Source organism: Halomonas sp. PGE1, from assembly GCF_013000985.1.
Classification (GTDB): Bacteria; Pseudomonadota; Gammaproteobacteria; order Pseudomonadales; family Halomonadaceae; genus Halomonas; species Halomonas alkalicola.
The window spans coordinates 1,803,279-1,819,316 of sequence record NZ_CP053032.1 but is presented as its reverse complement, the minus strand read 5'-3'; the positions used below and the strand labels follow the sequence as shown (position 1 = coordinate 1,819,316).

At 66.1% G+C, this 16,038-nt stretch carries 11 protein-coding genes and 1 pseudogene; 1 reads left to right on the top strand and 11 read right to left on the bottom strand.

Annotated features, from left to right (window positions below):
• Positions 1 to 94 precede the first annotated feature (94 nt).
• Positions 95 to 2,239: a TonB-dependent receptor gene (locus HIR79_RS08600; RefSeq protein WP_169958012.1), complete on the top strand. Its 2,145-nt coding sequence runs from the start codon at positions 95 to 97 to the stop codon at positions 2,237 to 2,239.
• Between the two features lie 81 nt (positions 2,240 to 2,320).
• Here the strand turns inward: HIR79_RS08600 and HIR79_RS08595 are convergent, their stop codons facing one another.
• The 11 genes and pseudogenes from HIR79_RS08595 to HIR79_RS08545 all read right to left on the bottom strand — a co-directional run bounded on the left by HIR79_RS08595 (position 2,321) and on the right by HIR79_RS08545 (position 15,992).
• A complete protein-coding gene (locus HIR79_RS08595) occupies positions 2,321 to 2,944 on the bottom strand; it encodes an RraA family protein (protein WP_169958011.1) in 624 nt (207 codons plus the stop codon).
• A gap of 29 nt (positions 2,945 to 2,973) precedes the next feature.
• Entirely contained in the window at positions 2,974 to 4,008 is a 1,035-nt protein-coding gene (locus HIR79_RS08590) for a FecCD family ABC transporter permease (protein WP_169958010.1), read from the bottom strand.
• Positions 4,005 to 5,009: a FecCD family ABC transporter permease gene (locus HIR79_RS08585; RefSeq protein WP_169958009.1), complete on the bottom strand. Its 1,005-nt coding sequence runs from the start codon at positions 5,007 to 5,009 to the stop codon at positions 4,005 to 4,007. The genes HIR79_RS08590 and HIR79_RS08585 overlap by 4 nt, the downstream gene beginning before the upstream one ends.
• On the bottom strand, positions 5,003 to 5,962 hold the full coding sequence (locus HIR79_RS08580; protein ID WP_169958008.1) for an ABC transporter substrate-binding protein: 960 nt from the start codon (positions 5,960 to 5,962) through the stop codon (positions 5,003 to 5,005). Before HIR79_RS08580 ends, HIR79_RS08585 begins: the two co-directional genes overlap by 7 nt.
• 34 nt (positions 5,963 to 5,996) lie before the next feature.
• Entirely contained in the window at positions 5,997 to 7,958 is a 1,962-nt protein-coding gene (locus tag HIR79_RS08575; RefSeq protein ID WP_169958007.1) for an IucA/IucC family protein, read from the bottom strand.
• Between the two features lie 24 nt (positions 7,959 to 7,982).
• Positions 7,983 to 9,242, bottom strand: a complete 1,260-nt coding sequence (locus HIR79_RS08570) for a type III PLP-dependent enzyme (protein ID WP_169958006.1) — start codon at positions 9,240 to 9,242, stop codon at positions 7,983 to 7,985.
• Complete coding sequence (locus tag HIR79_RS08565; protein ID WP_169958005.1) at positions 9,239 to 10,015, bottom strand: HpcH/HpaI aldolase family protein; 777 nt, start codon at positions 10,013 to 10,015, stop codon at positions 9,239 to 9,241. Before HIR79_RS08565 ends, HIR79_RS08570 begins: the two co-directional genes overlap by 4 nt.
• A 9-nt stretch (positions 10,016 to 10,024) precedes the next feature.
• On the bottom strand, positions 10,025 to 11,860 hold the full coding sequence (locus tag HIR79_RS08560; RefSeq protein ID WP_169958004.1) for an IucA/IucC family protein: 1,836 nt from the start codon (positions 11,858 to 11,860) through the stop codon (positions 10,025 to 10,027).
• 5 nt (positions 11,861 to 11,865) lie between these two features.
• Positions 11,866 to 13,626, bottom strand: coding sequence for an IucA/IucC family protein (locus HIR79_RS08555; protein WP_169958003.1), 1,761 nt, complete (start codon positions 13,624 to 13,626; stop codon positions 11,866 to 11,868).
• Between the two features lie 22 nt (positions 13,627 to 13,648).
• On the bottom strand, positions 13,649 to 15,106 hold the full coding sequence (locus tag HIR79_RS08550; RefSeq protein WP_169958002.1) for a DHA2 family efflux MFS transporter permease subunit: 1,458 nt from the start codon (positions 15,104 to 15,106) through the stop codon (positions 13,649 to 13,651).
• Positions 15,107 to 15,288: 182 nt separating this feature from the next.
• Positions 15,289 to 15,992: pseudogene (locus HIR79_RS08545) on the bottom strand (IS5 family transposase).
• Positions 15,993 to 16,038 lie beyond the last annotated feature (46 nt).

Genomic DNA, 16,038 nt, shown 5'->3' with positions numbered 1-16,038 from the left:
CAAACCATTATCGTTAATATTCTTTAGCCTGGCTCTGCATGATCGCCACTGAGACGACTCGATAGCCCAACACCAAGCAAGGGAGTGACCTTCCATGATCCACAAGACGCCTATCGCCTGGCTGGCACCGGTGATGCTCGGCTCCGCTCTGCCGGGACTGGCCTTCGCCCAGAGCAATGACGAAACGGCCGCTTCATCCGATCTCTCACCCCTGGTGGTGACCGCGACCCGCAACCGCAGCCACGCTGGCGAAACGCCCCAGAAGGTAACCGTCATCACTCGCGAGCAGATCGAACAACAGCTTGCCGTTACCCGGGACCGCGGCCAGATACTCGGCAATCTAATCCCTGGCTATTCTCCCAGCCGCCAGAAGATGACCAACTCCGGCGAGACATTTCGCGGCCGTGCCCCGCTCTACATGATCGACGGCGTGCCGCAGTCCACGCCCATACGCGACAGCTCCCGCGAGAGCTATACCATTGATCTCGACATGGTCGAGCGCATCGAGGTGATTCACGGCGCCAGCGCCGAACACGGCCTGGGCGCCACCGGCGGTATCATCAACTTCGTGACCAAGCGTGCCGAGGGCGGCGGCGTCAATCACCACGTCTCGAGCCAGATCACTTTCGACGACAAGCTCGACTCCGAGGGCCTTGGCCACCGGCTGGGCTATCGCATCAGCGCCCAGCAGGGCGATTGGGATTTCCTTGGCGGCGTAACCCGGCAGGAGCAAGGCATCTTCCGTGATGGCAGCGGCCGCAATGTCGGCATCGACCCGATTCAGGGCGAGATTCAGGATTCGACCAGCTACGACCTCTTCGCCAAGCTCGGATACTGGGTCGATGACGACCAGAGCCTGGAGTTCTCCCTCAACCGCTTCGAGCTGGAGGGCAACAACGACTATGTACCGGTCGTGGGCAACCGGGCCAACCGCATCCCTACCAGCGCCGAGCGCGGCAAGCCGGAGGGCGAGGCGCCCTATAATGAATCCACCACCGCCCAGCTGACCTATCGGCACGGTGACTGGTTCGGCAACGAGCTGGATGCCAAGGTGTATCATCAGCGCTTCCGCGCCCAGTTCGGCCCTCATCCCACCGCCTTCCCCTATCAGGATGCTCAGGGCAATGCCAGGCTCGACCAGAGCCGTAACGAGTCCAACAAGCTAGGCGCCAAGTTCACCCTGAGCCGCAGCGACCTATTCAACGATCGCGTTTCGCTGGCTACCGGCATCGACCTGCTGCAGGACGATACCCAGCAGCGGCTGGTGCAGACCGATCGCAGCTATGTACCCGAGACCCAGTTCCGTAACGCGGCAGCCTTCCTGCAGGGTTCGTTGCAAGTGGTCGAGCCACTGACGCTACATGCCGGCGTGCGCTATGAGCACGCTCAGCTCGATGTCGATACCTATCAGACCATCTCCCGCAGCGATGTCAGGCAGGATGGGGTAACGGTGGAGGGGGGCAAACCTAGCTTCAACGATACACTCTACAATTTTGGTCTTGTCTACCAGGCCACCGATTGGGCTCAGCTATTCGCCAACTACTCCGAAGGCTTCGGCATGCCCGATGTGGGCCGGGTGCTACGCGCCGTCAATAGCGAAGGACAATCCATCGATACGCTGTTGGAGCTGAGCCCTATCATCACCGATAACCGGGAGGTCGGTACCCGCTTCGACTGGGGGCGTGCCCGACTGGAGCTGAGCTACTACGAGTCTGATTCCGACCTTGGCGAACGACTCATCCAGGACGACAGCGGGGTGTTCGTGGGCAGCCGGGAGAAGACCGAGATTCGTGGCGTGGAGCTCGCAGGTGAACTCGACGTGACCGACGCTCATGGCCTGCGTGTTGCCTATGCGCGCAACCGGGGCAAGTCCGACACCACCGGCGACGGGCGGGTCGATACCGAGCTGAGCGGTCTCAATATCGCCCCCGAGCGTCTCACCCTGGGCTGGAGCGCCAGTTGGAGCGACGATCTCTCGACCCACCTCCAGGCGAGCCACTTCTTCGATCGAAACTTCAACGATCAGGAAAACCCCGACCTGCAGCGCTTCGACGGCTATACCCTGGTCGACGCCTCGCTCGGCTACCAGCTGCCCGTGGGCCAGATCTCCTTCGGCATCGAGAACCTCACCGACGAGCAGTACATCACCTACTATTCACAGACCGCCCGTCCCGGTGACGATCAGTACTTCGCCGGCCGCGGCCGCACCTTTACCCTCGGCTACCAGCTGGACTTCTGATTCCTCGGTCTAAAACGGACCTGGCTTACTGTTTGGCGGCGCCTTGGGCGCCGCCTTTTTCGTTGTTGGCCTGCCTAAACCTCAGCGCCACCATTCGGGATGCGCAGCCATGAGTTCCCGCCGACGCGTCGCTTCCCGCGCCTGCTTGTCGAGTACGGGTTCCAGTAGCGCCTCGGCGCGTGCCGGTGTGAGCGCGAAGAGGCCATCGTCGTCGCCGACGATCAGGTCGCCCGGCGAGATCGCCACGCCATCAATGGCCACCGTCAGGTTGACCTCACCTTCCAGCTTGAGAGATCGCGTGGTCAGCGGGCTCGCTCCGCGTGAGTAGATGGGCAGCCCCAGCCGTATCAGCCCGGCTGTGTCGGTCACCCGTCCAGACGTCACCACGCCTGCCAGTCCCTTGCCCAGGGCCGCATAGGTCCGCAGCTCACCCCAGCAGGCGCGACGCTCGTCGCCGGCAACATCGATCACCAGCACGTCTCCTGTCTCCGCCATCTCCAATGCCTGGCGGATCACGCTGCCATCGAGGTGCGGGATACGCACCGTCAGGGCACTGCCCAGCAGCCGTATGGGATGGCACAACGGCATGAGGTCGGTGATGGCGCCCAAGTCAGTAAAGTGACCCAGGGTGGAAGTGCCCACCTCGCGGTAGCGGTCCAGCAGCTCGGGCGAAGCGCCCGACACCCGAGGACGAATATCGAACATGCTCGAGACTCCTTGTCACCGGCTGGCACTCAGCTTCGCCAGCGATATAGCAGGTAGACGAAGAACGGGGCGCCGATGCCGGCAACAAAGATGCCAGCAGGCAGGTCCCGAGGCAGAAAGGCGATTCGCCCTATCAGGTCGGCATGCAGCACGATCAGCGCACCGATAAGGGCGGTCACCGGCACTAGGCCGGCATGGCCGCGCACCCCCAGCCGGCGGGCGATATGCGGGGCGAGCAGGCCGACGAAGCTCAGCCCGCCGGCGAACGCCACCGCTGCACCGGCCAGCGCCACGGCCAGCAGCAGCAAGGCCAGGCGACTGCCCTGCAGCGCCGTGCCGAGCCCCACGGCCAGCTCGTCGCCGAGCGCCATGACATCCAGGCGACGCGCCAGCACCAGTGCCAGGGGCAGCCCCGCCAGCGCCCAGGGTGCCAGCCCTGCCACCTCCCTCCACTGGGCGGCGTAGAGGCTGCCGGTCAGCCAGACATAGGCCTGCATCGCCGTCGTATCGGCAGCGAGCACCAGCACCAGCGTGGTACCCGCCCCCAGCGCGGCGGCCATCCCGATGCCGATCAATACCAGGCGCGTCGGAGTCACTCCTCGCCCGGTCAGGGCGATGATGGCCAGTGCCACCAGCAGAGCGCCGCACAACGCCGCCAGCGGCAGCCAAGCGTCCCCCAGCGCCGCCCCACCCAGCGCCAGGAAGCCGACCGCCGCCAGCGAGGCGCCACCGGTGATGCCGATCACATCCGGCGAGGCCAGGGGGTTGCCCACCAGCCCCTGCAGCAGCAGTCCAGCCACCCCCAGGCAGGCTCCGACGAGTATCGCCAGCACCACCCGGGGCAGGCGGATCTCGTGGACGATCAGGGCAATGTCGCTGCGCCCGGGAACTAGCAGCGCTTCCAGCACCGCCCCAAGGGACGTGGCCTGGCTGCCCAGGCTCAGCGAGGCCAGGGCACTGGCCGCGAGCGCCAGGCTCAGCAGCAGCGTCACCACCAGGGGGCGACGCTCAAGACGCAGGGAGAATCGGCCGTCGGCCGTACGCAGGAGAACGGGATGGCTCATGGAGCAAGGCTCCGGCGACGAGCGAGATAAAGGAAGAACGGCGTGCCAAGCAGCGCCGTCATCACCCCAACCGGTACCTCCTGGGGCGGCATGATGAAGCGCGCCAGGGTATCGGCAGCCAATAACAGTCCAGCACCGAGCAGGGCACAGCCGGGCAGCACCCAGCGATGATCGCGGCCGAACAACGCGCGCACCATATGCGGCACGATCAGCCCGACGAAGCCGATCATCCCGGCCAGCGCCACCGAGCTTCCCGCCAGCACGATGACGACCGCCCCAGCCAGTAATCTGACCCGGCCGGTGCGCTGGCCCAAGCCCTTGACCACCTCGTCGTCCAGCACCAGCAGGTTGAGCTGGCGCACCAGCAGCAGGCAGATAGCGGCGGCGACCAGGAAGAACGGCAGCAGCGGCAGCAGCATGTTCAGGCCGCGCCCCGCCACCGAGCCCGCCAGCCACAGCAGCAGGCTCTCGAAGCCCTCCTGGTCGACGATCAGGAGTCCTTGGGCCAGCGAGACGAACAATGCGGTGACCGCGACTCCGCCCAGCACCACCCGCACCGGCGAGAAACCGCCATCACGCCCGCGCCCCAACAGCGCGACCAACAATGCCGCCACCAGGGCGCCGAGGAAGGCCACCCAGGCCAGCACCAAGGGTGAGCGCAGGGCGAAGAGACTGCTCGCCACCACCACGAAGCACATGGCGCCGGCATTGATACCAAGGATGCTCGGCGCCGCCAGGGCGTTACGTGTCAACGTCTGCATCAGGGCGCCGGCCACCGCCAGGCTGGCCCCCACCACGGCGGCGATCAGCGCGCGGGGCAGGCGTTCGGTACGCAGGATCAGGTGCTGTACCGAGCCCGGATCGGGCGCGAGAAAGGCCTCCACCAGGGTGGTCGGCGCAATCGTCGTGGCACCCAAGGCCAAGCTGGCCAGACCAGCGGCAAGCGCCAACAGCACTCCTGCCATCAACCCAAGTAGCCTGGCCGACGGGGTAGTCAGCATGCCCTGTCCTCTTCTTGGGGCACGGCATTGTGCAGTTCGTAGTGGTCGTAGAGTTCGTCCAGCAGCCGATGGGCGGCCAGGATGCCAGCGCCCATGTTCCATATCACCGGGTCGACGTAATAGACCCGTTCCCGCTGGACCGCCTCCAGGCGCCGCCAAAGCGGATGCGCCGTCCACTCACGATGCAGCTCGGCCACCGCCGCATCGTCGCGCATGAAGACGAAGATCGCGTCGGCATCCAGGGCCGGCAGGGTCTCGCGACTCACCAGTTTGATGCCCCAGCCGTTGCCCTGCTGCCCTTCCGGGCGCAAGAATCCCAACTGGTCGAGGGTGTGCCGGGCGAAGCCGTCGTAGTAGAGGCGCGCGTGGTCACCGCGGAAGTTCACCACCGAAACCCGCTGAGGCCAGGCATCACCCAGCCGGGCCTCGGCGCGGCAGCGAAAGTCGGCGACGCGTGCCCGCCAATCGGCGAGCAGCGCCTGGGCCTCGGCGTCGCGACCGGTTGCCTCGCCCATCAGCTCGAGCATGGCCTCGACGTCGTGGGCGGTATCGGCAATCACGGTCGGCGCGATGCGCGAGAGCAGAGGATACACGGCGGCATGGCGATAGCGGGCTCCCACGATCAGCTCGGGCGCGAGCCCCGCTACCGCCTCCAGGTCCGGTTGGGTCTCCAGCCCCAGGAAGCGCACTTCCGCGGGCAGCTCGTCGCGCAGGTAGCGATACATGGGACGCTCGAGCCACGACTCGACCATCCCCACCGGCTCGAGCCCCAGCGCCAGCGCGGTGTCGGTGGCGCCCTGGTAGAGCGTCACGATGCGCTGCGGTTGGCCCGTGATGCGAACCTCGCCCAGAGCGTGTTCGACGCTGCGCGCCGCCTCGGCGTGGGCCACCAGGGTCAGGCACCCTGAGAACAGCAGGGCGATGAGTCGGCGATAGACACGCAAGAAGAGCATGAGAATCATTCGTCCTTTTTTGAGCCGGCGACCTTTATACAGGTTCGGTACCGACAACGCACGTGACGTCCCGCTCCTGCCTGTGCAATTCCAAGACGTGGAACGGGTTGGGCAGGCTCGACTTGCCCGAAGGCATGCTGCCTGGCACTCCTTGCTGCTCGAACAACGGCCGCAGCACACACTTCAATGGCCAGCGCGGCGCTTCGAACAGCACGGCGTGCAAGGTGCGTCGCTGCTCGGCATCGAACGGCAGGGCCGAAATTCGCGCTGCCAAGCGAGCACGCATCTCATGCCATAGTCGCGCTTCCGCCAAGCCAAGGTGAGCATGATGCCGTGTCAGGCTCTCGACGATGGCCAGCAGGTTGACCTGGATGCCCAGCGTCTGGAGATAGAAGAGCAGGTCCTGCGGGGTGTCGTTGTAGAGGCTGTTCGAATAGCCCGGGCGAATCTGGTAGCAGGGGTCGTCGATGCCGTGACGATCCAGCCACGGCCGATGCAGGCGCACCGAGTCGTGATCGCGCAGCAGCAGGCCGTCGAGGCGACCGTCACGGCATACCAGTACGGCGTTCTGGCCATGAATCTCCGGCATCAGCCCCAGGCGGTAAAGGCGCAGCGCGATATCGAAGAAGGTGTCGCACACTTCGCCGAACAGTGCGATCGCTGCCGCTTCGGAGTCGCTCCAGCCACGCTGCTGCCGCCAGGTGTCGAAGGGGTGCTCGCCGGCACGCGCCATCTGGGCGCTCGATACACCCAGCGCCGCCATCGGCACCAGGCGCACCGAGGGGTCCTCCAGCAGTGAAGCCGGATACTCCCGTGCCAGTGCCCCCATGTGCCGGGGCGGGTCGTCGAACAGCCCGCTACCCTGCGGCAGGTAGGACCACCAGCGCCGCTCGTCGCACAGGTACAGCCGCGCCTGGAGCTCCGGATCCCGCGCCTTGGCCTGCTCGAGCAGCGTCTGGCCGCGCTCACCGTTGATCAGCTTGACCGCCGGCAGGTAGCGCGCGGCACCCAGCGAGAAGACCGCCACCGGCAGCTTGAGGTGGAAGCGGTTCTCGTTCAGCGGTGCCAGCGAGCGCAGCGAGGACGTCGCCGCGAAGTCGCCAGCAGCCGTCTCCAGTGCCATCCCCTCCTCTGCCGCCAGCATGGTAGCGAGATAGCGCGGCACCCCGTGCTCGAGCTGCCAGGGATGCACCGGCAGCGGCATGTAGCACCGTGGGTCCAGGCCGCGCCGCACCATTTCCTCTTCGAGCTCGCTGCGCGCGGCATCATCCAGTAGCAGATCCACCGGCTCGGACGCCCCGGTCGCCGCTCCGCTGCCGGCCGTCAGGCAGTCTCGCCGCACGGCCAGCCAGCGCATACGGATGGTTTGTGCGAACTCCGCCGCATGGCACCGATGGCTCGCCTCGTCGAGCCCTTCCTTGGCCTTGGCCAGTGGATGGAAAGGTCGGTCGCGCAGGGCGGCACGGCGCTCGAGGGTACGCAGGCTCGCTGCCGCTGAGTGTATCTGCGCCACGTCCAGCGGCGCTGCCTCGGCGATGGACTGGCGGGTCTGCCACAGGGTGGTGGTCAACAGGCGACGCACATTGGCCACGCCCGGCTGCTGGCGCTGAGCCTCATTCAGGCAGTGCTTCACCACGAACTCGAGCAGCTCGGCCGGCGCCAGGCGCGACCAGGTGGCGAGAGTGCCATCGTCGCGGTAGCTCGCCGCGAACACGCCGCCTTCCGCGACATGCCGGTGCGACGGCAATATCGCGCTGCGTAGCGGAATCAGCACCGCCTCCCCCGCCTCGCGCGCCGTCCACCAGCGCAGACACTCTACTCCCCGCGGCCAGGCCAGGGCGGCAGGCAACGTATTCGGCGCCGGCCAGTCGACGCCCTGGTCGTCGAGAAAACCTTCGGCCAGAAGCGTGTCGACGAGATCGCCCAGCAGCCGCGCCTCGGCGAGGCGCCCTGCTTCGGCAAGATCCGCATCGGTCGGTGAAGGAAACGCAATCATCGGACAAGCTCCTTGTCGTCGTGGCTATCTTCGAGAGAGATCTTCGAGATAGAGATGCCGGGGATGGGGATGGCCCAGGAAATCGTGATGGGAGATGGTCCAGCCGTAGGCGCCGGCGCGATGGAACAGCACCACGTCGCCAATCCGCAGCCGTGCCACCGGCACGTCGCTGGCCAGCACATCCTTGGGCGTGCACAGCTCGCCGACCAGGGTCACGCGCCGACCCTCAAGGGCGGGACGTGGGAAGGGATAGGGCCAGTGGCGCCGCGGCACCACCTCGAAGGGATGATCGTGGCGCCAGGAAGCGGGCAAACGGAAGTGATGGGTGCCACCGCGCAAGATGGCGAAGTCACGGCCATGACTCTGCTTGAGATCGATGACCTCGGCGGCGTAATAGCCGCAGAAGGCCACCAGATAGCGCCCGGGTTCGAACAGCAGCGTCGCCCCGGGCAACGGCTCGTCGTCGAGCAACGGGCGCAGCGTATCGAGGAAGAGCGACCAGTCGAAGTCCGGGCGCTCGTCGTAGGAGACGCCAAAGCCGCCGCCGGCATCGACACAGCGGATCTCAAGGTCGAAGCGCTCGGCCCAGCCCCGCACCCGCGCCAGGTAGGTGGCTACCAGCCGAGCATGCAGGCGTGCATCGAGGTTGTTGGAGATCGAGTGCAGGTGGAAGCCATCGAACCGCAGCGCCGGGCTGCGCCGGGCTTCTTCAATGGCGTCTTCCACTTGCGGCTCGTCGATGCCGAACTGGGTCGCCCGCCCGGCCATGGTGACGGTGGCCTCGGGCAGCGCATCGTGCAGGTTCACCCGCAGCAGGATCGGCACCACCTGGCCGCGGCGCTCGGCGATCAGGTTGAGCCGGCGCAGTTCGTGCAGGCTCTCGACGTGAATGCGCTCCACGCCGAGGGTGAGTGCCTCCTCGAGTTCGGCATCCTTCTTGCCGGGGCCGCCGAAGATGATCGAAGCCGTGTCGCTCACCTCGCGGATACGCCGGATCTCTCCGATCGAGGCGGCCTCGAAGCCCGCCACCAGCGGCACCAGCGCCGCGATCAGCCGCCGGTCGGGGTTGGCCTTAACGGCATAGTACAGCTGGCATCGCTCGGGCAGCCCCGTCAGCATGGCACTGACGTGCTCGCGCAGCGCCGCCAGGTCGTAGAGAAAGGCACAAACCGGCTCGCGGGTACCGTCGGGTGCCGGCTCGCCGAGAGCCGCCAGGCAACGCCTGACCGCTGCGGAAGGCGGGTTCCAGGGCGCCTGAGCCAGGAACTTGGCCGCGCTGGTCATGGTCTCGCCTCCTCGCGATAGGGGGCCAGCTTCGCTTGCAGGGCGCGAAAGGCGGTGCCGCGCTCATCCCCCAACACGAAGGCGTGCACACCCCGCTCGCGCCAGTCGTCGCGTTGCGCGGCGCTGCGGGGAATGGCGCAGAACGGCACCTCGGCGCAGCGACAGGCGGCATGGATACGCTCCAGCGCCTCGCGCACCTCCGGCGCCTCGGTCTGCCAGGGCAGGCCCAGCGACTGCGACAGGTCTGCCGCACCCTCGAGCACCATGTCGATCCCGGGCACGCCCAGGATGGCCTGGAGGTTCTCCACCCCTTCCCGGCTCTCGATCATCGGCACCAGCATCAGCTCGTCATTGGCCCGCTGCAGGTAATCGACCAGGTCGCCGGCACCGAAGCGCCCCGGGCGGCCGCTGTTCATGCCACGTCGCCCCAGTGGATGGAAGCGCAGGCATTCATTGAGCGCCAACAGGGGCTCGGGGCCGCGCACGTCGGCAAGGACGATGCCCCGGGCACCACCATCGAGCAGCGGTACCACGATGGCCGGGTCGGGGCGCGACACCCGCACCAGGGCGGTGAGCCCGGCAAGCTCCGCGGCACGCAGCATATGCTCCAGGGTCTCGGGGTTCACCAGGGTATGCTCGGTATCGAGGATGACGAAGTCGAAGCCGGCCTGGCCGATCATCTCGACGGTCACCGCCGTTGGAATCGAGGCGAACAGGCCAAGCACCGTCTCGCCTCGCGCCAACCGGCGCTTCAGTTCATTGGGGGTCAACATCGACTCTCCTCAGGCGCCTGGCCGATAGGGATGCAGCGGGTTGTCACGGGTGGCGAAGCGCTTCTCGGCGTCACCGAACAGCCGTCGCTTGGTCAGTTCCTCGATGCTCACCGCCGGCGCGAAGAGATCGAACAGTGCGAAGCGCGGCTCCAGCGTGGGGTGCTCGGCCTGGTAACCCCGAATGACGTCCGCGGTCATCGCCCAGAAGCTCGCCTCCGACAGGTCGTAGTGCTGCTCCAGGCACAGGCAGAGCTCGGTGAGGGCGATGAAGACGAAGGCGTCGTAGGTGAAGTCGCGCACCTCGTCGGCACTTTCTGTCTGGATATAGGAGTTGCGATTGACGGCAGCGTGGCTGGCCGGCTCCGGCACCAGGCAGGGCGCGCGCTCGGGCTCGGCCAGCAACGCCGGGCTGTAGCGCACCCCATCATGGAAGTCCTTGAGCGCGATGCGCTCGGGCCAGCCGTCGCGATGGATCAGCAGGATGTTCTGGCCATGGGACTCCAGGCCGATGCCATGGGCGTAGAGCAGGTGAATCAGCGGCGTCACCGTGACCTCGAGCAGCCGCCGGGTCCAGGCCGCCACTCCATGGTGCCGCACCCAGCCGTCGAGCATCGGCACCCCCGTGGCGGCCAGTTGGGTCAGGCCGTTGAAGGCCAGTGCGCACTCTCCCGGCTGCAGGTAGCAGTGCAGGCTCTCGCGCCACACGGCGCCCAGGGTGCCGTAGGCCAGGCTGCGCTGCGGCTCGGCCAGGCGCGAGGCGTCATAGGCCACGCCCAGTACCTCACGCAGGATGACCACACCGCACTCGCACGCCGTATCGTCACGCATCGCCAGGTCATGCAACCAGTCGCTGATCCGCGCGCTGTTCTCCACGGTGTGGGCCGCCAGGATGCGGCTGGTGGAGGTATTGACGATGCTCAACGCCAGCTTGAGGCTGGCCCGCCGCGGCCGGCTGGCATTGGCCAGGGTGCGGATCGACTGCTGGGCCAGGTAGGCGTCCTCGCCCGTGCCCAGGTAGCAGAGCCGCCCATCGGCCAGCTCGGCCTGGAAGGTGGGCAGGATGATGTGGCTCCACTGCCAGGGATGCACCGGCAGGAAGGCATAGTCCTGGGGGCGCCGTGCCGCTGCGACGAGCCGGCGGCGGAAACGTGCCAGCGTCGCCTCGCCCAGCTCATCGCGCAGGAAGGCAGCCAGGCTCAGCGAAGCCGACGACGAGACCCGGCAATGCTCACGGTCCACGGCCAGCCAAACCGGCCGAACGTCCTGGCGGAACTCGGGGCCATAGGCCGCGTTGTCGGTGAGCGAAAAGCCAAGCCGTGACTTGTAGCTCGGGTGATAGGGATGGCCCTCCTGCAGCCACCCTTCCCAGGCATCGTGGTCCCAGGTCAGGTCCGGGGTGGTCGGCATGCCGCTCAAGATCCGCGACTGGGTATCCTTGAGCAGGGTCTGTTGCAGCTCTTCCAGCAGGTAGGGTAATCGCTCTGCGGGAACCACCGTAGCCATCACCTCGACCATGAAGCCGACCAGGGTCGCCTCCTGCCGCTGGCCGTCCGCATCGCGGCGCTGAACGGGCCGCATCGACAGGCGCACCCGTCCGAAGCTGGCCTTGCGCACGCCCCAGGCGGTATAGCTCACCTCACGCCCCTGGTCGTCACGCCCCGTCAGCGCGAACGCGTGCAGCGCACCCGGCCCGACCGCCTCCTCGACGACCGGCAGGACCGCTTCGAACAGCAGCCCCTGGATGAGTTGGCGCAGCACCCGCTGCTGTACGCGCACATACTCCGGCGACGATGGTAACTGCCCCAGGTCGACGCTCGTTTGCGTGGGTCGTAGGATCGCTTCCATGAGAATCATCCAGCTCGCTTGATGGGGTTGGGGACATCGACGAACAGCGGGCTTGCACCGCGCTGCCGGAAGCAACTGAGCAGATTGGCCTTGGCCGGCCAGTGCTCAGCCTGCAACAGATCTTCGGCGTAAGCCGCAAGGCGTGCGTCCTTCGCTTCGCACAGGCGCGCCAGGCAGGCGCCCACCTGATGCCAGAAGCACCCCTCGTCGACATCGAGATGAGTCGCCAGGGCGTTCACCACGCCCCCGAGGTGGTTGACGAAGAAGTAGTACTGCGTGCGCCGCCAGGCGACCTGCGGCGAGTAGAGCAGCGGGCTGTCTGCCGCGATGCCAAGCGAAGGCCACGCCGCCAAGCGGGTGACCTGCTCACGGTCCAGGCTCACACCCTCCAGGTCGCGCACGTAGAGCGTGGAGGGCCAGCCCCGCTCCAGGCGCAGCAGGCTGTTCTGCAGGTGGGCCTCGAAGCTGACGCCGGTGCGCGCCAGTATCTCCAGGATCGGTACCAGCGAGACTTCCAGGTAGGCTTCGAACCAGCGATCCAGGTCCACCTCGCCGTCTGCGCCCTGGCGAATCGCTGCGATCAGCTTGGGCTCCGCCTCGCCGGGGTAGGGTTCCAGCAGCGAGGCGAGTACGCAGGCATGCTGCGCCTCGACCGGCATGGGCCGATAGATCACCGCGAAGGCAGCCGCACGGTGGCCGGCCAGGGCCGGGTGCGCGGGGTCCAGGGTGCGGTAGCCGGTCTCCATCACGACGCGGAAGGCATCGCTCTCCAGCTCACCGCGCAGGTGGTGGATCAGCCGCGCGGCGTCCAGGGTGCGGCGCGACTGCTCGAGGGTATTCTCGCGAATCAGGTTGGTGATGCGTACCTGTAGCGGCAGCTTGTAGCCCTGACCGGTTTCCGGCAGCCACACCGAGCGTACCGAGGAAGTGGGATAGGCCAGCGGCCCTAGAGCACCGAAATCGACGAGCAGCCCCTCCTCCAGCAACAGACGCATGTCCGGCTGATGCAGCAGGTAGCCCGCCTGCCAGGGATGCATGGGGAGCAGGACATAATCGGCGTAGCGCTCGCCGAGTCGATGCCGGGCCGTCTCCAGCACGCTGTCCGCCACCCCATCGTCGGGGCCGTCGAGCCACGCCTCCACCATCAGGTCGCGGCGCACGGCCAGGTAGTGCAGCTGGAAGCGGGCACCACGCTCGGGGCTGTAGTCGTCGAAGGCGCGGCGTTCCACGCTCTGGGAGCATTTGGGGAAGGGATGGAACGGATGCCCGAGGTAGAGCGACTGTTCGGCGCTGATGAAGTCCGTTACAGCTTCCGGCGCATTGGCATGGCAGTGGTGGAAGTCGTCGAGATGCACCGCCATGCGGGTGAAGCTGTTGTTGATCTTGTCGCGCATGTCCCACAGCCGCAGCTCGTGGGTATTGTCGATTGCCGGCTCACTCAGCGACTCCAGCAGCCGCTGGATGATGTCCTGCATATCGAGTGGCACCACGCCTCCCTGATCGTCGCGCAGATAGAAGGCCGCTCCATAGCGATGCTGTCCCGACAGGGAGAAGTCACGCAGCGTGCCGATCAGCTCGCCTGCGGGCAGCCGCAAGCAGAAGGGCTCGCCGACGTCGAGCAGCGATGCCGCCAGTCCGGTCTCGTCATGACGCGGATCGTGGCATCCCGTCTCACGCAAGTAGCTGTTGAGCAGCGCACGCAGGGTGCTCTCCTTGGCCTGCAGATGACTGGCATAGGAGGGACAGGTCGCATGTGGTGTCGGCATCGTGGCCTGGCTTGCCTCCCGCTCACTTGCGGGAAATCTGGGTAGCTCTACATGGATCGTGAGCTGGCGTTACCTCATGGCGGGTGGAGGGAAGCGACAACGCCAGGGGCGTCGCCACGAGAAGCAGAGCAGCCAGGACGAGAAACGCCTCACCCAACGCCGCCAGGGCGGCCGCGTCATGAGCGACGCCCTCGGCGGCGAGCTGCAAGGTGCGCAGGTCGTGATGCAGGGCCAGGATGGCGATGCCCAGCGCCGAAGCGAGCCGCCGGGCCAGATTGTTCATTGCCGACGCCTGGGCAACACGAGCGTCCCCCACGGCGTTAAGGCCGATCGTGGTTGCCGGTAGGTAGCCGAAGCCGAGCCCGGCCCCGCGCGAAGCCATCAATATGCCGATCAGCCAGAGGGGCGCTGCATTGCCCAGCGCGGCAAGACCTACCAATGCCGCTGCCGACACCACCAGGCCGCCCGTTACCACCTGGCGCGCCCAGCGCCCATCGACCAGGCGGCCGGCCCAGGGCGAGCAGACGGCCGCCATCAGTGCTGTGGGCAGGAACATCAGGCCGGTCGTCAGGGCGTCGTAGCCCTGGACACGCTGCATCCAGATGGGGATCAACAGCAGACAGCCGAAGGTGGCGACGGCTTGAGCGCAGGCGATGAGCACGCTGGCGCGGAAAGGAGAGATGCCAAACAGGCGGAGTTCGAGCAGCGGTTGCGCGGTGCGGCGTTCGACCCTGACGAAGGCGACCAGCAACGCCACTCCGAGGCCCAGCGGTCCCCAATGGGCGACTTCGAGGAGATCGGCGGGCGACGCCATGCCGGCCAGGGCGACAAGCACCCCTCCCACTCCCAGAGTCACCAGCACGAAGCCGGGCAGGTCGAAGCGACGCTCGCGGTCGCGTTCGCCCTCTTCGAGGCAAAAATGAGCGCCCACCAAGGCCAGAACGGCGACGGGCAGGTTCATCAGGAACAGGGCATGCCAGGAACTCACTTCCAGCAGCAGCCCACCGACACTGGGGCCTATGGCCGGCGCGATCATCACGGCGAAACCCCAGACCCCTACCACCCGCCCCCGCCGCTCGGCGGGCCAGGCGGCAAAGATCAACGGCAGCGACAGCGGTATCATCAGGCCGGCGGCGACGCCCTGCAGAGTGCGTGCCACCAGCACCCCGACCAGGCTCGTCGCCAGCGCCCCCTGCAGGGAAGCGAACAGGAACAGCCACAGCCCGAGCAGGTAGAAGCGCCGCGCCCCCCAGCGCTTGGCCAGGAAACCGGTCAGCGGCATCGTCATGCCCATGGCCACCAGGAACAGGGTCATGACCCAGCTCACCTGGATGGCCGCGGCGTCGAACACCCGCATCAACTCGGGGATCGCCAGATTCAAGGCGCTGTTGTTGAGACTGACGGTGAAGGTTCCCAGCAGCACGCTGACAAGCACTCGACGCGCGGCACTATCCTTGGACGACATTCCCTTGGATGGCATTCCTTTCTTCCCTACGCCCCATGAGCTGCATGGGGGCGAATCTGGACGATGCCCAAGGCTGTCACAGCCAATTCTTAAATACAAATGGTTATCAAAGGCATTTGGTAATTATATGTAATACGTCGCATCGGGAATGAGAAATGTTTATACTCCTCGCCTGCATCCCTAGGGAGCGTTAACAATTAGGCCAGCCATATGACGGCGGATACAAGGTTGAGTAGCGACTGGTAGTTTCTCGCCAGTCGCTCATAGCGTGTTGCCAGCCGCCTGAACTGCTTGATTTTCTGGAAGAACCTTTCTACCAGGTTGCGATCCTTGTAACAGTGCCAATCTATCTCGGGGCATTCCAAGCGATTCTTTCTCGGCGGAATCACCGGCTCGGCGCCCACCGCTCGAATGATGTCCCTCAAAGCGGTGGAATCATACCCCTTGTCGCCAAGCACCGCCGCTGGAGAAAAGCCCGCCAGTAACGCTGGGGCGGCTCCGTACTCAGACGCTTGGCCCGGTGTGAGGATTAGCCGTACCGGGTTGCCGAGGGCATCGACCGCCGCGTGGATCTTGGTGCTCAATCCCCCACGCGATTTCCCCATGGCTTCGGTGCTCTGAGCCGTTTTTTTGCCGCCCCATGCTGATGAACTTTGACGATACTGCCATCTATCATCAGCTGCTCCATGTCGGGATCATCGGCTAATGTGTCGATAACCTGCTGCCAGACCCCCTTCTTAGACCACCGGTTATAGCGCATGTAGACAGTGTGCCAGCGACCGAAGGCGTCGGGCAGATCACGCCAGGGAGCGCCTGTCCGGGCGATCCACAGGACGGCTTCCACGAACAAGCGATTGTCCTTGGCCGTCACCCCGCGATCTGAAGCTTTGCCGGGGAGCATGTGCTCGATGCGCTCCCATTGGTCATCACGTAGCATTAGCCGAGGC